21 protein-coding genes and 1 tRNA gene are annotated in these 23,329 nt (G+C 35.7%); 7 read left to right on the top strand and 15 right to left on the bottom strand.

Translation table 11 applies throughout. The features are described from left to right. The first annotated feature begins 24 nt into the window (after positions 1 to 24). Both ACFQ1K_RS10890 and ACFQ1K_RS10885 read left to right on the top strand, forming a co-directional pair. A complete protein-coding gene (locus ACFQ1K_RS10890; RefSeq protein WP_320554765.1) occupies positions 25 to 681 on the top strand; it encodes a metal-dependent transcriptional regulator in 657 nt (218 codons plus the stop codon). 1 nt (position 682) lies between these two features. Beyond that, entirely contained in the window at positions 683 to 1,507 is an 825-nt protein-coding gene (locus ACFQ1K_RS10885) for a ZIP family metal transporter (protein WP_320554764.1), read from the top strand. 7 nt (positions 1,508 to 1,514) lie between these two features. Here the strand turns inward: ACFQ1K_RS10885 and ACFQ1K_RS10880 are convergent, their stop codons facing one another. The 6 genes from ACFQ1K_RS10880 to ACFQ1K_RS10855 all read right to left on the bottom strand — a co-directional run bounded on the left by ACFQ1K_RS10880 (position 1,515) and on the right by ACFQ1K_RS10855 (position 10,821). Beyond that, the gene (locus ACFQ1K_RS10880) at positions 1,515 to 2,651 is read right to left on the bottom strand and encodes an efflux RND transporter periplasmic adaptor subunit (RefSeq protein WP_320554763.1); all 1,137 of its coding nucleotides are present in this window, start codon (positions 2,649 to 2,651) and stop codon (positions 1,515 to 1,517) included. 1 nt (position 2,652) lies between these two features. Beyond that, positions 2,653 to 6,972: a CusA/CzcA family heavy metal efflux RND transporter gene (locus ACFQ1K_RS10875; protein WP_320554762.1), complete on the bottom strand. Its 4,320-nt coding sequence runs from the start codon at positions 6,970 to 6,972 to the stop codon at positions 2,653 to 2,655. A gap of 153 nt (positions 6,973 to 7,125) precedes the next feature. Further along, positions 7,126 to 7,524: a hypothetical protein gene (locus ACFQ1K_RS10870; protein ID WP_320554761.1), complete on the bottom strand. Its 399-nt coding sequence runs from the start codon at positions 7,522 to 7,524 to the stop codon at positions 7,126 to 7,128. A gap of 223 nt (positions 7,525 to 7,747) precedes the next feature. Next, positions 7,748 to 9,847 carry a ferrous iron transport protein B gene (gene feoB, locus ACFQ1K_RS10865; protein ID WP_320554759.1) on the bottom strand — a complete coding sequence of 700 codons (2,100 nt, stop codon included), beginning with the start codon at positions 9,845 to 9,847 and terminating at the stop codon, positions 7,748 to 7,750. Then, complete coding sequence (locus tag ACFQ1K_RS10860; protein WP_320554895.1) at positions 9,840 to 10,073, bottom strand: FeoA family protein; 234 nt, start codon at positions 10,071 to 10,073, stop codon at positions 9,840 to 9,842. Before ACFQ1K_RS10860 ends, feoB begins: the two co-directional genes overlap by 8 nt. Before the next feature lie 73 nt (positions 10,074 to 10,146). Next, positions 10,147 to 10,821, bottom strand: a complete 675-nt coding sequence (locus ACFQ1K_RS10855) for an SCO family protein (protein ID WP_320554758.1) — start codon at positions 10,819 to 10,821, stop codon at positions 10,147 to 10,149. Positions 10,822 to 11,014: 193 nt separating this feature from the next. On the opposite strand from ACFQ1K_RS10855, the gene rseP reads away from it, so the two are divergent. Both rseP and ACFQ1K_RS10845 read left to right on the top strand, forming a co-directional pair. Beyond that, positions 11,015 to 12,355, top strand: a complete 1,341-nt coding sequence (gene rseP / locus ACFQ1K_RS10850) for an RIP metalloprotease RseP (RefSeq protein ID WP_320554894.1) — start codon at positions 11,015 to 11,017, stop codon at positions 12,353 to 12,355. A 73-nt stretch (positions 12,356 to 12,428) separates the two neighbouring features. Beyond that, a tRNA-Asn gene (locus tag ACFQ1K_RS10845) sits at positions 12,429 to 12,502 on the top strand. A 53-nt stretch (positions 12,503 to 12,555) separates the two neighbouring features. On the opposite strand, the gene ACFQ1K_RS10840 is transcribed toward ACFQ1K_RS10845, so the two are convergent. Continuing rightward, a complete protein-coding gene (locus tag ACFQ1K_RS10840) occupies positions 12,556 to 13,509 on the bottom strand; it encodes an NAD-dependent epimerase/dehydratase family protein (protein WP_320554757.1) in 954 nt (317 codons plus the stop codon). Positions 13,510 to 13,675: 166 nt separating this feature from the next. On the opposite strand from ACFQ1K_RS10840, the gene ACFQ1K_RS10835 reads away from it, so the two are divergent. Further along, positions 13,676 to 14,203 carry a hypothetical protein gene (locus ACFQ1K_RS10835; RefSeq protein WP_320554756.1) on the top strand — a complete coding sequence of 176 codons (528 nt, stop codon included), beginning with the start codon at positions 13,676 to 13,678 and terminating at the stop codon, positions 14,201 to 14,203. A 99-nt stretch (positions 14,204 to 14,302) separates the two neighbouring features. Further along, positions 14,303 to 16,369, top strand: a complete 2,067-nt coding sequence (locus tag ACFQ1K_RS10830) for a M13 family metallopeptidase (protein WP_320554893.1) — start codon at positions 14,303 to 14,305, stop codon at positions 16,367 to 16,369. Between the two features lie 74 nt (positions 16,370 to 16,443). Here the strand turns inward: ACFQ1K_RS10830 and ACFQ1K_RS10825 are convergent, their stop codons facing one another. Beyond that, positions 16,444 to 17,151: a hypothetical protein gene (locus tag ACFQ1K_RS10825; protein ID WP_320554755.1), complete on the bottom strand. Its 708-nt coding sequence runs from the start codon at positions 17,149 to 17,151 to the stop codon at positions 16,444 to 16,446. Positions 17,152 to 17,220: 69 nt separating this feature from the next. Beyond that, positions 17,221 to 18,030 carry an NAD(P)H-binding protein gene (locus ACFQ1K_RS10820; RefSeq protein WP_320554754.1) on the bottom strand — a complete coding sequence of 270 codons (810 nt, stop codon included), beginning with the start codon at positions 18,028 to 18,030 and terminating at the stop codon, positions 17,221 to 17,223. Between the two features lie 109 nt (positions 18,031 to 18,139). On the opposite strand from ACFQ1K_RS10820, the gene ACFQ1K_RS10815 reads away from it, so the two are divergent. Next, on the top strand, positions 18,140 to 18,622 hold the full coding sequence (locus ACFQ1K_RS10815; RefSeq protein ID WP_320554753.1) for a CBS domain-containing protein: 483 nt from the start codon (positions 18,140 to 18,142) through the stop codon (positions 18,620 to 18,622). On the opposite strand, the gene ACFQ1K_RS10810 is transcribed toward ACFQ1K_RS10815, so the two are convergent. The 6 genes from ACFQ1K_RS10810 to ACFQ1K_RS10785 all read right to left on the bottom strand — a co-directional run bounded on the left by ACFQ1K_RS10810 (position 18,619) and on the right by ACFQ1K_RS10785 (position 23,256). Beyond that, positions 18,619 to 18,969, bottom strand: coding sequence for a hypothetical protein (locus tag ACFQ1K_RS10810; RefSeq protein WP_320554752.1), 351 nt, complete (start codon positions 18,967 to 18,969; stop codon positions 18,619 to 18,621). The genes ACFQ1K_RS10815 and ACFQ1K_RS10810 overlap by 4 nt on opposite strands. 137 nt (positions 18,970 to 19,106) lie before the next feature. Then, positions 19,107 to 19,379, bottom strand: a complete 273-nt coding sequence (locus ACFQ1K_RS10805; RefSeq protein WP_320554751.1) for a hypothetical protein — start codon at positions 19,377 to 19,379, stop codon at positions 19,107 to 19,109. After that, entirely contained in the window at positions 19,339 to 20,850 is a 1,512-nt protein-coding gene (locus tag ACFQ1K_RS10800; RefSeq protein ID WP_320554750.1) for an APC family permease, read from the bottom strand. Before ACFQ1K_RS10800 ends, ACFQ1K_RS10805 begins: the two co-directional genes overlap by 41 nt. A 228-nt stretch (positions 20,851 to 21,078) precedes the next feature. Next, positions 21,079 to 21,489 (bottom strand): DUF4174 domain-containing protein, encoded by a 411-nt coding sequence (locus ACFQ1K_RS10795; RefSeq protein ID WP_320554749.1) that lies wholly within the window; start codon positions 21,487 to 21,489, stop codon positions 21,079 to 21,081. 109 nt (positions 21,490 to 21,598) lie between these two features. Further along, on the bottom strand, positions 21,599 to 22,225 hold the full coding sequence (locus tag ACFQ1K_RS10790; protein ID WP_320554748.1) for a DUF47 domain-containing protein: 627 nt from the start codon (positions 22,223 to 22,225) through the stop codon (positions 21,599 to 21,601). Beyond that, on the bottom strand, positions 22,222 to 23,256 hold the full coding sequence (locus tag ACFQ1K_RS10785) for an inorganic phosphate transporter (RefSeq protein WP_320554747.1): 1,035 nt from the start codon (positions 23,254 to 23,256) through the stop codon (positions 22,222 to 22,224). Before ACFQ1K_RS10785 ends, ACFQ1K_RS10790 begins: the two co-directional genes overlap by 4 nt. Between the last annotated feature and the right edge of the window lie 73 nt (positions 23,257 to 23,329).

Below are 23,329 nucleotides of genomic sequence, written 5' to 3'. Positions count from 1 at the left end.
TATTTGTATAAAGTTTAGACGACGATGATCACTTTATCAGAGGAAAATTATCTTAAGGCCATTTACCATTTAGAAACTGGTGAGGGTAGGGCAGTTAGTACAAATGCTATTGCTGAAAAAATTGAAAGCAAGGCGTCGTCAGTTACGGATATGGTTAAAAAATTAGCGGATAAGGACTTTGTAAATTATAAGAAATATCAAGGGGTAAGCTTAACCAAAAAGGGAAGACATACGGCCATTAATATTATTAGAAAACACCGACTTTGGGAAGTGTTTTTGGTTGATAAACTAAATTTTTCTTGGGATGAGGTTCATGATGTTGCGGAACAATTGGAGCATATTAAATCCCCAAAACTCATTGATGAGTTAGATGCTTTTTTAGAATTTCCAACACATGATCCACATGGAGATCCAATTCCAGATAAAAATGGGGTTATTTCAAAATCAGATAAAATTAAGTTGTCTAAAGCAGAAACAAACACCTATTGTAAGTTTGTTGGTGTAAATGATTCTTCGTCTGATTTTCTAAAATATTTAGATAAACATCATATTGCTCTAGGTTGCGAAATAAAGGTTCTAGGCAAAGAATCCTTTGATGAATCTATGACCATTTTAATAGAAGATAAAACACTTAACATATCAAAAACAGTGTCCAATAACTTATTTGTAAAAACAATTTAGTATGATACAAGATATTGTTCAATATTTTGAAACTTTAGATCCTGTTCTTGGTGCTTTATATGCATCATTATTTACTTGGATTGTAACGGCTGCTGGTGCGTCTCTAGTTTTCTTTTTTAAAGGTATGAATAGAGCCTTACTTGACATGATGTTGGGCTTTACTGGGGGAGTAATGGTAGCAGCGAGTTTTTGGAGCTTGTTGGCACCGGGTATAGAGATGAGCAAAGGTGAGGGCTTTGTTAAAGTAATTCCAGCGGTAGTTGGATTTTCATTAGGTGCACTCTTCATTTTTGCACTAGATAAGTTATTACCCCATTTACATATCAATTTTAAAGAAGAAGAAAAGGAAGGTGTGAAAACTCCATGGAGACGGACCACACTTTTGGTTTTAGCTATAGCATTACACAATATACCAGAAGGATTGGCTGTTGGCGTTTTATTTGGTGGAGTTGCGGCAGGTATTCCAGAAGCTACTATTGGCGGTGCGGTGGCCTTAGCCTTAGGGATTGGTATTCAAAATTTCCCTGAAGGATTAGCTGTTTCAATGCCATTACGACGACACGGAGTTAGCAAATTTAGAAGTTTTTGGTATGGGCAGCTATCAGCTATTGTAGAGCCAATGGCTGCCGTTTGCGGAGCCGTTGCAGTCACATTCTTTCAACCTATTTTACCTTACGCCTTGGCCTTTGCTGCTGGCGCGATGATTTTTGTGGTGGTTGAAGAAGTCATACCAGAAACCCAACGTGATAAGTATACAGATTTAGCAACTCTAGGCTTTATAGGCGGCTTTATTATTATGATGACTTTAGATGTAGGTCTTGGTTAATTACAGCTTATTCTTCTGAAGGTTCTTCCATAAGCATGCCAATTCCTTTAACTAATATCTGCTTGTTTTTTAGGTCTTCAGGATTTAAAATTTCTGTATAATTTTCGTCTTTTTGGCCAACTGAAACGTTTAACTTTTTAAACTGATAGCTTTCAGTTGTGGTTGCCTCTAATACTAGTACATAACTATTATTATTTATGCTTACAATAGCTTCGTTGGGTAAGCCAATGCCACTTTTACTATCTGTAATAATATTGGCTTCTACAAACATACCTACAATAAAATTTGCTAAGTCTTTATCTACATGACCATGAACTTTAACGCGTCTTGTAGTTTCGTCAATGGTAGTACCAACGAGATGAACTTCGGCTTCAAAAGTTTTTTCTGAAGCTTCGGGGATTTTGAATTCTATATTTTGCCCTTTTTTAATGTGCATGATATCTTTCTCAAAAACCGATAATTCCAAATGAATATGGTCAATGTCTACAATTTCCATTATGACATCGTTTGGTGAGACATAGGAGCCATTACTAACATTTACCTTAGTTACATTTCCATTTATGGGTGCATATAAATTAATAGTTGAGGTGATTTGTCCCTGTTCTACCGCACTAGGACTAATGTTCATCATCTGTAACTTTTTTCTAAGGCCATTGTATGTCGCTAAATTACTTTTATAGGTGCTTTGGGCTTTTAAGTAGTTTTTCTCTGAAGTTATTTCCTCATCATAAAGAGACTTTTGTCTATCATATTCTGCTTTTAGATAATTGAGTTGTTCTGCAATTTCGAGGTAGTTTTGTTGAATCTCAACATACTCAGGATTTTTTAGACTTACTAAAAGCTGTCCTTTTTTAACTTCCTCACCGACCAAAAGAGGGGTATGTGAAACATATCCGCCAACAAATGTTGTGATACTCGATTTGTTTTTTGGGGGTACATCAATCATACCCGTAACGGGTATTGTACTTTGAAAATGCAAGGTCTTCAGGCTATCTAAAACCATATTTTCGCTTTTAAATTGCGCTTTAGTTGCACTAATCATATTGCTTTCAGTCGTAGTGTCAACTACTGGTTCTGCATTGTTTTCTTTATCTCCACAAGCCAGAAACAAAATTGAAACTATAAGGATATATAAGTTTTTCATCTTAATTAATATTTAAGGTTAAGTTGTTAATTTGTATTACAGTTTGGTTGTATGCGTTTAAATTTTCTAAATAATTCAATTCAATCTCGCTCGCTGTTTCAAGACTTTGTATGTATTGAAAAAAATCAATCTCACCTTCTTTAAAAGACCGGCTTGCTGTTTTTATAATTTGGTTTTTTAGATCATTGCCTTCGTTTTGATAATAATTAACAGCCTCTTCATATTGTTCTAATGTGGCTAAAAGTGAGTTATACCTTGCGTCCAATTTTAGTTTATAGTCTTGTTGTTGCTCTGCGATAATGTCTTTTGCAATCCTTTGAGCCTTTATTTTTGAAGCATTTCCTGAAAACAATAACGGAATTTTCAATCCAATTTGATAACCCCTTAAGTTGGTATTGAGTTGGTCGTTGGTGCCTTGAAAGTATTCTAAACTTATATCGGGTAATAAATTTTGCTTTTCTTTTTGATATAAAGCGTTTTGGTAGTTTTTAGCTTGTTCAAAATATTGTAAACCTACATTATTTTGATTTGAAACAGCTTTGAGTTCTAATTGTTGAAGCGGCTGATCTATAATATCCAGACTATCTATTTGTACAACACTTTTTAATTGTTCTTTAGAAAAGGCGACTTCTTTTAGAACTTGCTTGTAGAGCGTTTCCAACTGTTTCTGCTTGGATTTGGCGGTAATCATTTCTAAATAATTGGTTTCACCTAGCTCAAAACGACGTTCGGATTTTTTTGCAAAATCCTGATATAAACTATCCAAGTATTTATAAGTTTTAGCTTTGTTATTCGCATAAGATAATTGGTAGTAGTTTGCATAAACCGCTTGTTGCAATTGTTTATAAAGTAAGTTGTACTGTGTTTCCTCTAGACTAGCCTTGGCTTTGTTTGCCTTTTTTTCTGCAAAGTACACGGTAGGAAATTTAAAGTCCTGTGCAACACCAAAGACCCTTATAGGTTCATTGTTAACAGCTAAATTATTTTCGTCATAACTGTAATAAATTGACGTCTTATCGAAGCTAAAGGCACTTCCTACTAAAGCGTTACTTTCGTCTATTTTAAGATTGGAGGCTTTTAAACCAGCATTATTTTCTATAGCTAAAGCTAAGGTTTCTTCTACGGTTAATGGAGATTGGGCATTGGCATTTACCATAAAAAAGAAACCAATAATCGTAATCAGTGTTGTTTTGTTCATTTTTAATTCTTTTTTGGTTTCAAACCACGCATAAAGAACGGGTAGTACGATTAAGGTTAATACTGTTGCAGTGACTAAGCCACCAATAACTACAGTTGCAAGTGGACGTTGTACTTCAGCGCCAGCATTGGTCGAAACGGCCATAGGTAAAAACCCTAAAGCTGCGGCTGCAGCCGTTAATAATACAGGTCTCAAACGTTCTGCGGTGCCTCTTTTTATTCGTTCTTCAATATCATCCATGCCGTGTTCTTTTAGTTCTTTAAAATGCTCTATGAGAACAATACCATTAAGTACGGCAATACCAAATAGCGCAATAAAACCAACACCTGCCGAGATACTAAATGGTAAATCCCTTAACCATAACAATAATACTCCGCCAACGGCAGATAAAGGAATGGCAGAATACACCAATAAAGCTTCTTTAGCCGAACCAAATGCAAAATAGAGTAGCAAAAATATTAAGGCTAAGGCAATTGGTACAGCAATCATCAAACGGGCTTTGGCACTTTGTAAATTCTCAAATTGACCCCCATACGTTACATTATAACCAACAGGTAATTTCAGCTGTTGGTCAAGAATAGCTCTTACATCATCTACTACAGATTGTAAATCGCGATTACGAACATTTATACCAACTACAATGCGACGTTTGGTGTCGTCTCTTGAAATTTTGGCTGGACCAGTGGTGTATTTAATATTTGCTAATTCGCTTAAAGGAATTTTTGTGCCGCTCGGTGTGTCAACATATAAATTTTGAAGGCTGGTTAGGTTTTTTCGATGGTTTTGATCCAAGCGCATCACCAGATCAAAACGTTTTTCGCCTTCAAAAACGTGTCCAACAGTACCGCCAGCAAATCCCATTGAAATGACTTGATTGATATCGGAAATATTAAGTCCATAGCGTGCAATTTTACTTCGGTTAAAGGAAACACTCATTTGTGGTAAACCTTCAACTTTTTCAATAATAATATCTGAAGCCCCTTCAACATCTTTAATTAGCTCTTTCACTTCGTCTGCTTTATTGGCTAAAATTGATAAATCTTCTCCAAAAATCTTAATAGCCACATCGGCTCTAACACCAGTAATTAGCTCGTTAAAACGCATTTCTATAGGCTGTGTAAACTCGACTTCCATACCAGGAATTATGCTAAGTGCTTCCTTAAACCTATCGGCCAACTCGTCCTTACTTTGAGCACTTACCCATTCGTCTTTGGGTTTCAGTTTAATAATCACATCACTTTCTTCCATAGACATCGGATCTGTTGGGACTTCGGCAGCACCAATACGACTTACCACTTGATCGACTTCAGGAAAGTTATCAAGCAGTATTTTCTCGATTTTTGTGGTAATCTCAATGGTTTTTCCAAGTGAGGTTCCTGTTTTTAAAACTGGTTGAATCACAAAGTCTCCTTCGTCTAAAGTAGGTACAAATTCGCCACCCATTCTACTAAACAAAAAGATGCTGATGGCAAGTAAAAGTCCCGCCAAACTCACTACAATTTTTTTGTGTTGTAAAGCCCAATGAATTGATGGTTTATACCACGAATTGAGCACTTTCATTAGTTTGACAGAAATATTTTTATCACTTGGAGGTTGAGGTTTTAAAAATAATGATGATACTACAGGAACGTAAGTTAAACACAGTAACATCGCACCAATTAAGGCAAAGCTAAAGGTCAATGCCATTGGTCTAAACATTTTGCCTTCTACACCACTTAACGATAAAATGGGGATAAATACAATTAAGATGATTAATTGTCCAAAAATGGCGGAATTCATCATTTTTGAGGCGCTTTTTAATGTAATTTGGTCAATTTCGGACTGTTTTGACGCTTTTTCGAGTGATTTTAGCTTATTACTTTGGGTAATAATTTGGAAAGCAATAAACTCTACAATAATCACAGCACCATCAATAATAATCCCAAAGTCTATGGCACCAAGACTCATTAAATTAGCATCTACACCAAAGATATTCATCAATGAAATAGCAAATAACAAACTCAATGGTATAACTGAAGCGACTACCAAACCAGAACGTAAATTACCAAGTAATAAAACCACGACAAATATCACAATCAGTGATCCTAAAATTAGGTTTTCGGATACCGTAAATGTGGTTTTGCCAATAAGTTCGCTACGTTCTAAAAAGCCATTAATATAAACTCCTTCAGGTAGGCTTTTTTCGATATTTTTCACGCGTTCTTTTACAGCGTCGATAATGGCTTTAGAGTTACCGTCTTTTAGCATCATAATTTGCCCAAGCACTTTTTCTCCTTCGCCATTACCTGTGATGGCACCAAAGCGTGTCGCGCTGCCAAAACCAACTTTAGCAACATCTTTTATATAGACTGGTACACCCTCGTTTTTGACAACAATTTGTTCTATGTCGTCAAGACTTTTTACTAAACCTTCACCACGAATGAAATATGCTTCGTTAGTTTTTTCAATATATCCACCACCTGCAACACTATTGTTTTTTTCCAAGGCATCGTAAATTTCAGACACCGTAATATTCATGGCATTCAACTTGTTAGGATTAATAGCAACTTCGTATTGCTTTAAAAATCCACCCCAAGTATTCACTTCAACTACCCCAGGAATACCTGATAGTTGACGTCTGACAATCCAATCTTGAATGGTACGCAGTTCTGTGGTAGTGTATTGGTCTTTGTACTCCGGTCTTACATCTAAAATGTATTGGTAAATTTCACCCAAGCCAGTTGTGATTGGTCCCATTTCTGGTGATCCGAAACCATCTGGGATTTTTTCTGAAGCCGATTTTATTTTTTCGGCAATAAGCTGTCTAGGCAGATAGGTGCCTAAATCGTCTTCAAAAACAATTGTAACTACAGAAAGTCCAAATTTTGAAACCGATCTGATTTCCTCTACACCAGGTAAATTAGCCATTTCCAACTCTACGGGATAGGTGATAAATTGCTCAACGTCTTGAGTTGATAGATTACGTGATGTGGTAATCACTTGTACTTGATTATTGGTGATATCGGGTACAGCGCCTATAGGAATTTGGGTTAAAGAGAAAATTCCGAAGCCAATAATAAATGCTGTAAAAAGGAAAATGAGAAGCTTATTATTTAAGCTTGCTTTTATGATTTTTTCTAACATAATTCATTTGTGAACTTTGATAATTTTGACTGTTAGCAGAAACTCACCTATTAATAAATCGAGGTTTTTTATCGATTATTGAGGTTCATTTCATTATAACAACCTTGAAAAAGCGTCTGTTTAGATATTTAAAAACAGAAAAAATGGAATGAATTATGCGTTCCGAGGAGGTTGAAGAAGTTCTTCCTTGTTAAGTAAGGAGTAAAGATTAGAATAATGAAAGATGGCTTTAGAACTCACTGGGACATCAACCTGATTTGAAGCTTCAAATTCTGTTGACTCAAGAACGGCTAAAATCACGAGGCTGTGTCCTTGACATTGAAATGGTAATTCTTCGTGGTCACTTTGTTCTTCCTTGTGGTTTTTACTATGTTCAGCCTTTAAATCTCCATAATGCTTTGAAAGAAAAACAAAGAAATCATCACCATATTCTTGTTTATGAAACTGAGCATGCTCGAAGAGCTCATCCAATTGCATAAGGTCTTCCATACCTATTTGAAAACTTTGAATAAGTATTAGCCCAGAGAATAATATGGTTATTAATCGACTCACTTAGACAAAGTTAGAAAAATTAACTAAAGTTATTAGTATTTAACAAAGAATTAATGGAGGTGTGTCTGAGTGATATAATAAATGGTTAATGACACCCACAGCTATCCGAATCGCAGGATTTACCAGATGCTTTTTTTGGGTTGTAAATAAATTTCTTGAGCAAAAATCCAACAGCAAAGATTAATGCTGTAAAAACGAGAATATTTTGAATTAATGTGTTCATTTATATTAAAATCTGGTAAGCAATTAAAGCTACAATGTAGGCAAAACCACTCATAACAACAAGTTGGTACAAAGGCCATTTCCATGAATTGGTCTCGCGCTTAACGATGGCCAAGGTACTCATACATTGCATAGCAAATGCATAGAACAGTAATAAGGAAATACCAGAGGCAAAATTAAAAAGTGGTCCGCCTAAAATAGGGTTGACCTCTCCTGCCATTCTGTTTTTTATGGTTTCTTCCTCATCACTACCCACACTATATATTGTAGCTAACGTTCCAACAAATACTTCACGTGCAGCAAAAGAGGATACTATGGCAATACCAATTTTCCAATCATAACCTAAAGGTCTAATTGCTGGTTCTATGGCTCTACCGGTAATACCAATAAATGAGTGCTCTAGTTTGTGTGACGCAATTTTTTGCTGTAATTCGTCATCAGAAAGATTATCGGAAGCATATTGTTCAGTTACAATTTGTTCGGCATTATTAAAGTCTTCGCCGGGACCATAAGATGCTAAAAACCATAGGACAATGGAAATTGCTAAAATGATCTTACCAGCACCAAAAACAAAAGCTTTTGTTTTTTCTAATACGGTAAGCGCTACATTTTTGAATAAGGGAACTTTGTAATTGGGCATTTCAACCACAAAGAAAGATTTACTTCTGATTTTTAAAATTTTGTTTAATATCCATGCAGACCCAACAGCAGCACCAAAACCAATAAGGTAGAGTAACATTAAAGTTAGTGCCTGATAACTTAACCCTAGAAATCGACCTTCAGGAATAACTAATGCGATGATAATGAGATAAACGGGCAATCTGGCAGAACATGTTGTGAATGGCGTGACCAAAATAGTAATAAGGCGCTCTTTCCAACTTTCAATATTGCGCGTTGCCATTACGGCAGGGATGGCACAAGCGGTACCAGAAATTAAAGGCACAACACTTTTTCCACTCAACCCAAAACGACGCATTATACGGTCCATCAAAAAAACCACACGGCTCATGTAACCGCTTTCTTCTAAAATGGAAATAAAAAGGAATAAGAAGGCAATTTGCGGTATAAAAATCACAATTCCACCCAGTCCTGGGATGATACCTTCCGCTAATAAATTAGTAAACGCACCTTCGGGCAAAACACTTTTTGTCCATTCGCTTAGAGAAGCAAATGTGCTGTCTATAAAATCCATTGGGACACTAGACCAATCATAAATCGCCTGAAAAATAGTTAGTAAAATGATACCAAAAATAAGATAGCCCCAAACCTTGTGTGTTAGAATCCTGTCGAGTTTTATTCTTAAATCTTTAGCAGATTTTAAATCGATGGTCTGTCCTTTTTTCAGTGTATCATTGATAAACTGGTAACGTTTTATCGTTTCCTTTTGTTGAAGCCGCTTAAGGTCTGCCCTAGATTTTGTCTTAAAACCTGAAACGTCTTCAATGGTCTTTCTATCGGTCTTTCCAAAGTTGACGTCTTGTGTAATAACCAACCATAATTTGTATAGCAACTGATTTGGGAAAGCTTTTCTAAGATTGTCAAAATACTCTTGGTCAATAGAAGACGCATGCATACAAGGACGTGTTGAAAGCTCTTTGTAATTGGCAATTAATTCTTTTAAATCTGCAATGCCCGTATTTTTTCTTGTACTAATTAAGGCAATCTTGGTTTCAAGCGATTGTTCTAAATAGTCTATATCCAAAGAGATGCCTTTATAGGTCATTCGATCAGACATGTTAATCACCAGAATAGTTGGAATTTCAAGATCCTTTATCTGGGTAAATAAGAGAAGATTGCGCTTTAGATTTTCAACATCACTGATTACAACGGCAACATCCGGAAAATCCTTATCATTTTTATTAAGTAGTAACTCAATAACAACATTTTCATCTAATGAAGAAGCATTGAGGCTATACGTACCTGGCAAATCTATGATATGGGCTTTAACACCTCGAGGTAGCTTACAAATACCTTCTTTCTTTTCTACGGTAATACCAGGATAGTTACCTACTTTTTGATTCAATCCCGTTAAGGCATTAAATACTGAAGTTTTTCCAGTATTTGGGTTTCCGATCAGTGCAACGTTGATTTGTTTAGCCATTTACAATGTCTATTACGATATGAATTGCAGTCTCTTTTCTTATGGCAAGATGCGTACCATTAATATTAAGGTACATAGGGTCTGCGAAAGGGGCAACTTGAACCAACTCAACTGAGTTGCCTGGCAAACAACCCATTTCTAGTAGTTTTAAAGGGATATGAATTGAAGAAACATCTTTGATGATGCCTTGTTCTCCGCGTTTTAAGTCTGCTAGTGTCAAGCTTATCCTTATTTAGATTGAATTTAAAGAAGCAAAAATAGGTTAAAATTTCTAGCGATTAAAACGCTTTTAGAAAAATTTAGTCTTCTTGTTTTAAGATTTTAATGTCTTCGAGAATCTTTTCAATATCTTCGGGATTAGTTCCATCATAAAACCCTCTAATCTGACGGTTTTTATCGATAAGCATAAAGTTTTCGGTATGGATCATATCGTACTCATCTCCATTACCATCCGTTTTTACCGCCAAATAACTTTTTCTTGCTAACTCATAGATCTGTTTTTTGTCGCCAGTGACCAAATTCCATTTACGGTCAATAACCCCTTTTTCTTTGGCATACTTCTTAAGTTGGGCAACGCTGTCAATTTTTGGCGTTACTGAGTGTGATAGTAGCATTACCTCGTCATCACTAATAATTTCCTTTTGGATCTGATACATATGATCGGTCATAATAGGGCAAATCGTCTGGCATGTCGTAAAAAAGAAATCGGCAACATAAATTTTGTCCTTGTAGGTGTCTTGTGTTACAATTTCTCCATTTTGATTGACTAGGCTAAAGTCCGCAATCTTATGATATTTTGCTTGGTGTTGTATGGAGCTGTCAACTAATTCTTCACTCACCATTGCAGGTTGATATATTGGTAAAGGAGGTTGAACGTTTAAGATATTATAGATTACGGCTAGGATAATTAAGGACAATACTGTGAAGAAAATACCAAACTTCTTGTATTCTTTAAAAAATGACAAAAATGACATACTAAAACCTTCAAAAGTTAAGAATGGTAAAGGTACGACTCGAGCTAATTTACCAGAACTTTTTTAACAAAAATATACAGCTAGTTTATTGGGATTTATAATTCCGTGTTAAAAATAATCGTATTGAAAATACATTTATTTTCTAAATGCCTTTAAAACATTACTTTTGCAAACGAAATTTGAAAATGACTACATGGAATTTGTAATTAAGATATCCCAATTTTTATTGAGTTTGTCGCTCTTAATCGTACTGCACGAGTTGGGTCACTTTATACCTGCAAAACTTTTTAAAACAAAAGTTGAAAAGTTTTATCTCTTCTTTGATGTAAAGTATTCGCTATTTAAAAAGAAAATAGGGGAGACGGTTTATGGTATAGGTTGGCTTCCATTGGGAGGTTATGTGAAGATAGCCGGAATGATTGATGAGAGTATGGACAAGGAACAAATGGCACAACCACCAAAGCCTTGGGAATTCCGTTCAAAGCCAGCTTGGCAACGCTTAATTATTATGTTAGGTGGTGTAACGGTGAATTTTATATTAGCGTATTTTATCTATGTATTTGCATCCTTTGTATTTGGGGATTCTGATATCAAAATTGATAGTCTAAAGGGTGGTTACCAAATCGAAAACCAGGTGCTTTTAGATGCCGGTTTCAAAACTGGAGATAAAGTCCTAGCCATAAATGACCAAGGCATTGAAAAGGATTCTGAGATAGGGCAATACATTATCGGCGCAGAACAAATAACGGTTGAAAGAGACGGCCAAAAAAAGGTGATTGACCTTCCAGAAAATTTTTTGGGACAGTTGTCAGATGAGGGAAGTAAAAACCTATTCAAATACCGTTATCCTTTTATTGTAGAATCAGTACCAGACTCATCCCTTAACAAGTCTGTAGATTTAAAGCAAGGAGATGTGTTTGTAGCGGTGAATGGGGAACCTTTAGAGTACTTCGATCAATATGAAGAGGTCTTAAAAACATTCAAGGGACAAACAATCACCGTAGATATTTTAAGAGATGACCAAAAAATTACTAGGGATTTAAAGGTCAATGAGAACGGGAAGTTGAATATTTTTAGATTGATAGATGGCAGCCGATTTGTAGATTTGGGCTATTACGAGATAACAAGAAGGGAATATTCCTTTGGTGAGAGTTGGGCAGCTGGTGCTACAAAATTCACCTCGACGATTTCTAATTATTTCTCTCAGTTAAAGGCCATTTTTAATCCAAAAACGGAAGCTTATAAAGGCCTTGGTGGCTTTAAGGCCATTTACGATATATTTCCTGATTTTTGGAGTTGGGAGGCTTTTTGGAAATTAACGGCATTTTTATCGATTATGCTGGCAGTTCTGAATTTATTACCTATTCCAGCATTAGACGGAGGGCATGTCATGTTCTTATTATACGAAATGATTTCTGGTCGCAAGCCAAGCGAGAAGTTTTTAGAGCGCGCACAAATCGTTGGCTTCTTTATTCTTATAGCCTTGGTATTATTTGCCAATGGGAACGATATTTTTAAAGCCATAACACGCTAAAAAAATTAAAGTTTCATATTGTAGAGATTAAAAAATAATTTATATTTGCGCTCGCTAAAGCGAAAAAATACCTTCCTCAGTAGCTCAGTTGGTTAGAGCATCTGACTGTTAATCAGAGGGTCACTGGTTCGAGCCCAGTCTGAGGAGCAAAAAAAGCCTGATAATTTTATCAGGCTTTTTTTATTAAAGGTAGTTTTATCCTACGCTTTATATTTCTTCTTTAATTCTTTCAACATGACTGAAGTCATGGCATCCAAATCAAAACGGTGTTTCCAGTTCCAATCTTGTCGTGCCACGGAATCATCAATAGATGATGGCCAACTATCGGCAATGGCTTGTCTGAAATCGGGTTGGTAGGTAATTTTAAATTCTGGGATGTGACGTTTGATGCTTTCAGCAATTTCTTTTGGCGTAAATGAAATGGCCGATAGATTATATGAAGACCTAATTGTTAAATCGTCTGCAGGTGCTTGCATTAAGTCTATGGTTGCTTTTATAGCATCATCCATAAACATCATAGGTAAACTCGTATTTTCAGACAGGAAGCATTCATACGTGCCCTTTTTTAGAGCCTCATGATATATTTCCACCGCATAATCTGTAGTGCCACCACCAGGCATCGCTTTATGACTAATAATACCAGGATAACGAATGCTACGAGCGTCAACATCATATTTTTTGTGGTAGTATTCGCACCAACGTTCACCAACCTGTTTGGTAATGCCATATACTGTTGTTGGCTCACATATCGTGTGCTGCGGAGTATGGTCTCTCGGTGTCGTTGGTCCAAAAACGGCAATGCTGCTAGGCCAATAGACTTTTTTAATGGTTCCTCCTTTGGCTAAGTTAAGCACATGAAAAAGTGAATTCATGTTCAAATCCCATGCTTCCATCGGATATTTTTCACCTGTGGCGCTCAAAAGTGCTGCCATGAGATAGACGGTATCTATATTGTGATGTTTGCAACAATCTTTAATAGCATTAAAGTTTTTAGCATCAATAATTTCAAAGGGTCCTGAATTAACTAAATCTAATTTCCTAGTGTTGATGTCACTGGCAATAACGTTATTTACACCGTGTATTTCTCTTAGTTTGGTGGTAAGTTCTGTGCCTATTTGTCCACAAGCACCAATAATTAAAATTTTAGAAGGCATAGCTGTAATTAAAGTATTCTCAAAAATAGAAAGAATTTAGATGTTCAATCATTAAAATTTTCAAAAAAAAGCGCTTTTAAGTAAAAACTTGATAATCTAGATTTTAAGAATATACTATGATTTCAAAATAATAGTTTAAGTATCTTTACAGCAAACTAAGGACTTTATGAGAATCCGATTTTTCCTATTTAACATAAGTTTTCTGCTGCTCATAAACTGTGGTAATGATAAGCCTTCTTCAGAAATTAAAACCGAAGAAACTAAAAGTCAGCAACCCGTTATCACGACCAAAGTGATTGAAGATTTTAAGTACACAGACTATGCTTTGAGCTCTAGAGGTGAAACTATTGTAGCAGATTGGGGGAAATATAAAGAGTTGGCTATTCAAGTGGATTACCTTAAAAAGGCCGACTTGTCTTTTTTTAATGGTGACAAATCACTTTTAAAGGGATTTATAGATACTTTAAAGTTGAGTATTCCCGACACGCTAAAGACAAACCCAATAGTGTCAAGAACCACAATTATTGAGACTATGGTTTTAAGATTAAATGAGCACCTCACGCTAGACAATATAGACAACCAACTCAAGCGCGAAAGTGTCAAAGAGGTCCTAATCGCCTTTTCTAACCTTAATTATCAAATCAATAAGAAATTAGAACGCGATTTATATGAGAAGATAAAATCAGAATTTTAGACCGTTGTCTTCCATAAAGTTTTGTTATGTTGTAACATTTTTCTGATTTTAAGGTCTTATAACTAACTACGTTTAATTCGAATAAACTAAAATCACATGATGAGAACCAATCTAAGTCGCGTACTAGCGATATCAGGTTTGGCTTTCTTTACCGTATTAGGTTGTAAAGAGGAAGCCAAGAAAGACACTGCCATGGCAGAAGAAAAAATTCCCGGAATTATTCTGGAAAACATGGACACATCCGTTAGTCCAAAAGACGATTTTTACAAGTATGTTAACGGAAAATGGTTAGAAACTAATACCATTCCAGACGATGAGACCCGTTGGGGAGGATTTGGGGTGTTGCGTAAATCTACAAGAAAAGATGTACTAGACATTCTTAATACCTCTAAGGAGCTAGGGACTTACAAAGAAGGCTCTGACCAAGAGAAAGCCTTATTGATTTTTGAGTCTGAGCTAGATACTGTTGCTCGAAATGAAGCAGGAATTGAACCTTTGCAGCCATTACTAGACAAAATAGACGGTATTAATAACCTAAACGACATGCAAACAGTTTATGCCTCAACGTTGGGTGTAGGAGCACCTTTTGCAGGTATTGGAGCAAATCCAGATTTAAATGACAGTAGCATGAATACTGCTTGGTTGTATCCTGCTGGTTTAGGATTACAACGCGATTATTATTTAGATCAGGATGAGAAGACCAAGGAAATTAGAGGCCAGTATGTAGACCACGTAGCAAGAATGTTGCAGTTTATAAACTATTCTGAAGCGGATGCTAAAGCTGCTGCTGAGAAAATCTTGGCTATGGAAACTCAACTTGCGGAACCTCGCTTAGATAAAGTAGCTAGCCGAGATATCAGAAACTTTAACAATCCAACATCTGTTGCTGACCTTCAAGAGATGACACCATCAATCAACTGGGAAAAGTTTATGGATGATATGGGTATTGAAAAGGATATAGATACCTTGTTGGTTATGCAACCAAACTATATGAAAGCATTGGATGCCTTTCTAAAGTCTACCTCTATTGAAGATATTAAAACCTTGATGGACTGGAGCACTCTTAATGGAGCTGCAGGCTATTTAACCACAGAAATTGAAAAAGCCAACTGGGAATTTTACGGAAAGACTTTAAATGGTTCTAAAGCGATGCGCCCTGCAGATGAACGTGCCCTTGGAACTGTAGATGGTAGCGTCGGTGAAGCTGTTGGTCAATTGTATGTACAGGCTAAATTTCCACCAGAGGCTAAGGAGAAAGCTGAAAAAATGATAAAAAATGTTATTAAAGCCTTCCAGAATAGAATTACCAATTTAGATTGGATGAGTGAAGAGACTAAAAAGAAAGCCATTGAAAAACTGGATAAATTCACAGTTAAAATAGCGTATCCCGATGAATGGGAAGATTATTCAGAACTCCAAGTTAAGGAGGGAAATTCGTATGCTGAAAATATGTTAGCAGTAGGAGCTTGGTCTCAACAGAAAAACTTAAGTGAAATCAATGAACCTGTAGATAAAACCGAATGGGGAATGCCACCACAAATGGTTAATGCGTATTTCAATCCATTAAATAATGAGATTGTGTTTCCTGCCGCTATACTGCAACCTCCATTTTATAATTATACTGCTGATGAAGCCGTTAATTATGGTGGTATAGGTGCTGTGATTGGTCATGAAATATCCCATGCGTTTGACGATTCTGGTGCACGTTTTGATGCCAATGGTAATGTGAACAATTGGTGGACTCCGGAAGACTTGGAAGAGTTTGAAAAAAGAGGTAAAGCCTTAGCAGATCAATACTCAGCCATAGAAGTTTTAGATAACGTTTATGTAAACGGTCCTTTTACCTTGGGTGAAAATATTGGTGACTTAGGTGGAGTGCTTGGGGCTTATGATGGGTTACAACTCTATTTTGAAGAAAACGGAAGACCAGAAAATATTGATGGTTTTACACCTGAACAACGTTTCTTTATGTCTTGGGCAACGGTTTGGAGAACACTTATTAGAGATGAAGCCTTAAGAACGCAAATTAACACTGATCCGCATTCACCAGGTCATATTAGAGCAACACAACCTTTAAAGAATATTGATGCCTTCTACGAAGCATTTGATATTAAAGAAGGTGATGCGATGTATTTACCACCAGAAGAGCGCGTTAGAATTTGGTAAGACAGAGACCTTAGATAAAAATAAAAAGCTGCCTATTGGCAGCTTTTTTTGTGGTCATTATTAAAGATGTAAATCTAGTTCTTTTTGTTGGCAGCGGCTTTTTGTGCTTTTTGACTTTCTAAGGCCTGACGGCTTACTTTTGCCAAATTAAAATTTGGATCAATAGCAAGGGCATCGTTCATAAGTTTTATGGAGGCATCAATGTTTGCGTTCTTATCCTCTTTAAACGTAAGCAATCCTTTTAAGCATAAAAGTGCAGCTTCCATGGAAGTTTCATAAGGTTGCTGAGTTTCGTAAAACGCACGTTTCATGTCGTCTTTTACGTTGGCCAAACCATACTCGATATTGGCTTTAGCACCTGCTAAATCGTCCACCTGAATTTTCATGTCTGCCATTTCGTAAGCTAAGTACACATTAGGACTTCTTTTAAATAAAATCTCGTAATGCTCCAAAGCCATTTTTGGCTGATTAAGATTTTTAAGGGATAATGCTTTTACTTCAACATTCATATCCGAGTCGGAATCATTTTTTTCTACACCAATGGTGTTAAGTGCTTGCATATACTTCCCTTCTGATAAGTATAGATACGCTAAAGTATCCTTTCTAGCTACGGAAGGCTCTAGAATATTAAGGTGTGTTAAAGCATTAATGATGCCTTGGACGTCACCTTGCTTTTGCATCTCTTTGTAATAAGCTTCGTAATGTGCTTTTAAATCTGCATTAGTCTGGGCAAAAACACTTACCGAGAAAAGCATAACAACTGCAATTGTAATCTGTTTCATTATAATTTAAATTTTGAGGGCTAAAACTATAAAAATTTGAGAATATAGTACTTAATAAACTCATAATTTCTACAAGCCATGTTTAAAAGTATAACGCAAAAGGTGTTCCAGTTTTTTACTCTCAATGATTTTTCCCTTACTTTTTTTAGTTTCATTAAATATGGGCACCGCTAATTGATGTTGTTGGCAGTACTTTGTATAGTAATCCTTCTTCGTAGGATGTTCAGGATAAGCTGCATTAAAGACATCATTCCAAACCTTGTTTTTGAGCATAAGGGATATAATATTAATACAATCCGTTTTATGAATAAGATTTACAGGTGCTTCTGGGTTAGAAAGGTTATTTCGACCGGCCAAATAGGTGCCAGGATGCCTTTGCTCATCAAACAAACCACCAAATCTGATAATACTAGTGTTAAAATTGGTGTTTTCTTTAAGTTTGTCCTCTATTGCGATAAGTTGTTTTCCATTCACCGATGTAGCGTTGGGCAATGTGCTTGAGGTTATGACAGGAAAGGACGTCTCATCCTCAAAGACAGAGGTAGCACTTATATAAATAACATTTTTAATAGTAGAGCTTTCTATAGCACTAATCAATTGTTGTATTTCGGCTACGTGATTCTTGTTGGGATGCTTTCTTAAGCCAGGTGGAATATTTATGATTACCGTCTCACTTTCGTTTAAAAAGTCTGTAACATCTCCGGTAATACCATTTTCATGTAATTGAATCTCATAGGCTTTAATACCAGCATTATGAAGTGTTGTTAGTTTGTCTTTTGAAGTGGTAGAGCCTTTGACCGTAAAACCCTGGTCAATCAAATTTTTGGCCAAAGGAAGGCCGAGCCAACCACACCCAATAATGCTAATTTGATGTTTCAAAATGTGCTGATTAATTGGTTAAAAATACACAAGAATTACCGATGAAATTTTTCATTTTGCTAACTGATTAATTTTCAGTAACTTTAATTTGATACTAAAATTAAATGTTATGGGAATAAAAAGTTTTCAGGGTGCACGTAAGCAACAACAGAATACCGCACCAGCTACAGCGCTTAAAGTAAGAGATTACATGACAACCAATCTCATAACGTTTAAGCCAGACCAAACCGTACAAGAGGTGGTAGAGTCTTTAATAAAGTATAAGATTTCAGGTGGTCCTGTAGTTAATGACCGGCAAGAATTAGTTGGCATTATTTCTGAAGGGGATTGCCTAAAACAACTTAGTGAGAGCCGCTATTACAATATGCCTTTAGAGCATGACAATGTAGAAAAGCGCATGGCAAGGGATGTAGAAACGATTGATGGCAACATGGATGTGTTTGATGCCGCTAATAAGTTTTTAAACTCCAGAAGACGACGCTTTCCTATTGTAGAAAACGGTAAATTGGTGGGTCAGATTAGCCAGAAAGATATTCTTAAAGCAGCCTTACAGCTTAAAGGTGAAAACTGGAATAGTAGTATTAAAGGTTAATCGTCTCGTTTTACTAAAGCATAATAGTCTCCTTCTAAGGGCAAATAGCCTTGGTCATATACAAAGTAATATACGGCTCCAGCTTTTGTGGTATAAATACTGGTAAAATAATTAAAGTCAAATCCTTTCTCAATTAGTTTGGCTCTAGAGCACTTGGTTTTTTTGTTGGGATTAAGTGCCTCTAAAATTCTGTAGTTTTTTCGTAAGCGATTATTGGTATTTCTAATTAAGTTTTTTGAGTCTTTATTGATACGGTTATTGTATGCATTTCTGCAACTATCGCTACAGAACTTTTTATCAATTCTGCCGATAATTCGATCACCACATTCAGGACATTGTCTTTGCATAAACTCCTACATTATAACTACAAAATACAAAATTATTCATTTACAATCATCTCAGTCAATAGTATGTATGTGATAAAAGATGATTATCATCATTGTTACCTAGGATTTGGGAGATTTAGTCTTACCTCTGTTCTACATTAAATTATAAGACGAACACCACCTAATTGTTCTACTCGGTATGGAAACTTATCACCAGGGGATCCTATGAACATAAAGTTGATAGGTATTTCCCATTCTTCCGAAAGCTGTTTTATTAATATAGGACCAAAAGTCCCTTTTAATTCTATAAATTCAATTTTAATCTCAGGATATTCCCTATCAAGCACTTCAATATCAGATTTAAGGCGTTTGGGGATTGACTTTCCTTCCTCAATCACTGATACAACTTTTAGCTTTTTTTGTATGCTCATTTTTACTAACATAAAGCATTACCTTATTAAGAGTAGCGACGTCGTCATCATTGGTAAAGAATACAAACTCTTGCGAATTAATTTCTTCAATTAGCCTTAAAATTTTGAAATTAATTTTTTGCACACTCTTTTGAACAGGTTCAAACATATATTTAATTAGTCCTAAAATAGCTTTTAATAGTTTGGTTCTATTGAGCATTATCAAAACAAAAAGAAATGCAGGTAAAAAATATTCTAAGAAGACACCTAGATATGGCGGATTCATTATAGCATTACCCACTATGGCTGTAACTACAGCGATTATAGCAAGAATAATTGCAATAGGTGAGGCTTTAACAGGTCTTGGTAGTTTTGAACGTTTTAATTTTAATAAAATATTACCAAAGCCAAATAAGGTCATTACGAGTAAAAAAGAAATGGTATAAACTCCTGCTAATGCACCCAATTCTCCTTTTGTAATCATTAAAATTGAGATGCACATAATGAAAAACATAATCATTATGCGATAAGAACTACCTCTATTGTTTTTTTTGAGAAGGAATTGTGGCAAAATACGATCAAGTGTCATACGCTCTAGTAATCCGCTGACTCCGACATATGATGTTAGTACTGCACCACTCAGCACTAAAGCGGCATCTATGGAAATTAGTGTAGATAACCAATTGCCACCTACACGTCCACCCATAAAGGAAAGCAATGCTTCTTGATTGTTTTGAACATCTGGCATGGCTATTATAGCTAGGGCTAAAAATGCCATAAGTGGATTAAAGACACTTACCACAATCCACATATTTCTAAGTGTTTTTGGAAAAACACCTTCATCTTGTTCCTCTACAAAATTTGCAGAACTCTCAAAACCTGAAATACCCAACATTGCTGCAGCAAATCCGAAAAACAAGGCCTGCTTTATCCCTCCTTCAATCGGTTGGTCATAATTACTAAAGAACGTCTCGAAGCCATTTTGAAAAAGATAAAATCCGCAAAATCCAGCCAATAAGGTTAAAGAAACTAGATGCGTTATAAAAATAAAAATGGCAACTTTAGAAGACTCTCCAATGCCTAATATGGTCAAACCCATGAATATTCCCAATAAAAAAATAGTAGCAATGATTACTGGTATTTCATGCCAAATACTATGAACATAATGCATAGCTTCACTTGCCGAGATTACAGCGGTAGCCATGTAAGATAATAAAGTGAGTGTTGCAGCTAAAGAGGCCGTTGACTTATTGGTTGTGTTAAGTAGAGCATTATATGCACCACCATTTAAAGGTAATGCTCCCACAACCTCTCCATAAATTTTTCTGAATAAAAACAGCACCGCAGCCACAATCAGTAGGGCGAGCCATGCATATTGGCCTGCATATATTATGGCTAAAGCAGAAACATAAAGGCAGGATGAACTAATGTCATTCCCACAAATTGCTGTGGCTGCTAATTCGTTTAATTTTTTTACGGGTTTATACTTCAATCGACTATGATTTTTACACTAAACCAAGTTTTGCTAGGATGTTGTTATGAAAATCCTCAGGAGTTTATGGAAATAATCTAGCAACTTAGTTCCCACTAAATTAAGATTTCACCTTGTAATAGCAATGAATCGCATCTATAATTTCATTACATTACTTGGTCATAGTCCAATGGGGTTTAGTTTTTCCAGAAGTTTTTTAAGTCAAACGAATTAAGTTTATCCGCGGTTTTAGTTTCTTATTTCATTCTTACGCATGGGCATAGCATCAATAATACTAAAAAGTTTATCTTTTGTAAGAAGATGGTCTTGCTGAAATTTAATAGTGCCATCTAATCCTATGAGGATTATTTCAAAGTCCATATGGTCTTTAAGATTTGATTCTGCAAAATTCCTAGAAACCTTCCCAGAGTAATTTTTTGTGCTATCTGCATAGTCAACATAAGACAAAGAATCGGCTGTAATTTTATAAAGCACCAACTTTCGTTCTTTTAACGCTGCCTCAGAATTTTCAAACGCCTTAAGTTGCTCATGCAGTTGTTCTGATTTTTCACTTAAGGATTTTACAACGAGGACTCTATGCTGCCATTGGTGGTCCTTTAAGTTTTGCGCAAAAGAACTTAAGGTTAAAATGCTGGCCATAAGAAAAAGTATTTTTGAAATTATACTGTTCATTGAATTCTGTTTTATATCTAAAAACAAGGCTTACAAACCCTATTATTTGTTCTAACAACCATGTTAGGCATACATTTCAATTGACCTTAAATATAATGTCTTCTAATAGATTAGCACAAATATGAATTTGTTTGCTTATTTCCCTAAGTTGAAATAAGATTTCTTTTTGCATCAATATTTTAGGAAATTTCTCGTCGTGAAACAACTTTGATAGTGATACGGAATATGCCTTAATCAATTTATTGTCTAAATGAATGACATTTTCAATATTGTGTTTAACCGATAAATAGTTTTTCTCTCTTAGTTTCTCAAATCCATTTGTAAGTTCTGAAAGCCCTTGTTCTAAAAGTCTAAAAATATGGTGGTACTCATTCAAATGGTATATCTTATAAGTGTCAATTTCTACTATGAGGTGTTTTACACTCAAAACAATCCAGTATAATTGGGAAAAAGCTCTACTTAGTGCTTCGCGATCTACAGGGATAATAAAGGTAGAGTTAAGTTCCTTTAAATACTTTGAATGATTGCTTTTTGCTTGATTAATGAGTTCAAGAAGATGTCCTGGATTTGTAGAGGTCTCATCAGAATAGAACCTATTCAATTCAGCTAATATTTGTTCAATTTCTTTGCTTTGATTCAGTAAATTGCCGAAGAAATCGATTTCATTGGGCAAAATCCATTGTGTTATTTTTTTAAGGTTCATGAGCTAAATATTTTAGTGAATAGAAAACAATATAGGCCACCCAATAATAGTGAAATAGGGATATTGAATAACCATCCTTTTAAAATAGAGCTTGCTACAGACCAGTTCACATGCTTTGGACGTTCTGCCGCGCCCACTCCCATTAAAGAGGTTGTAACTACTTGAGTGGTTGAGGTAGGTGCTCCAACGAAGGAAGACCCTAAAACTACTGATGCCGCACTAATTTGGTCAGCTACAGAGTGAATTAACTTTACCTTATAAATATCAAACCCAACAGTCTTAATGATGCTCCAACCGCCAAATAGAGTACCTACAGTTATGGAACTGGCACAAAGTATAATCACCCATAACGGAACCGTAAATGTAGGATACACATTATTTGCAAGCAGAAGCATACCGATGATACCCATTCCTTTTTGACTGTCATTTGTGCCATGGCTAAATGCTAACCAACTTACAGTTAAGTATTGGGTGACTATAAATAGTGTTTTGGAAGTAGAGGAAAACCGTTTCAAAATTCTCAAGAAGAACTTCATTAGGATAAAGCCTACAATAAATCCTGCCAAGGGTGAAATAGCTAAACCAATCAAAATTTTGGTGAAGCCTTCCAATTCTCCAGAAAGTATGGTGCTAAAGCCCCATCTTATATGGTTGCTACCCAAGGCAACTAAAGCTGCTCCAACCAATCCACTGGTTAAAGAATTTGATGACGAACTAGGTAAGCCTAACTTCCAAGTAATAAGGTTATATGAAATGGCAGCTAGGATTGCCGCCAAAACTACATTTTGGGCTAGCACTGTATCAACTGCAGAAATATCAACAACCTCACCAATAGTATTTGCTACTGCTAACCCTCCGAGGATAGGCCCAAGAAAAGTAAAGATACAAACAATAAAAATGGCTCTTCCAGGTGTCATTGTTCTAGAGGCAATGGCAGTTGCTACCATATCAGCCGCATCATGAAAGCCATTGGTAAAATCATAAATTACCACTAAAATAATGCCTATAATGAATAAGATACCTATGTCCAAAAACTGTCTTTTAAGTAGTTACAATTGTGTATTGATGAATTAGGCTGCGTCATTTTTTTTCTATGTGATACTT

It is taken from the genome of Winogradskyella aquimaris (assembly GCF_042676105.1).
GTDB classification, from domain to species: Bacteria; Bacteroidota; Bacteroidia; order Flavobacteriales; family Flavobacteriaceae; genus Winogradskyella; species Winogradskyella aquimaris.
Note: the sequence above shows the minus strand (reverse complement) of the source record. Positions and strands in the feature narration are given on the sequence as shown.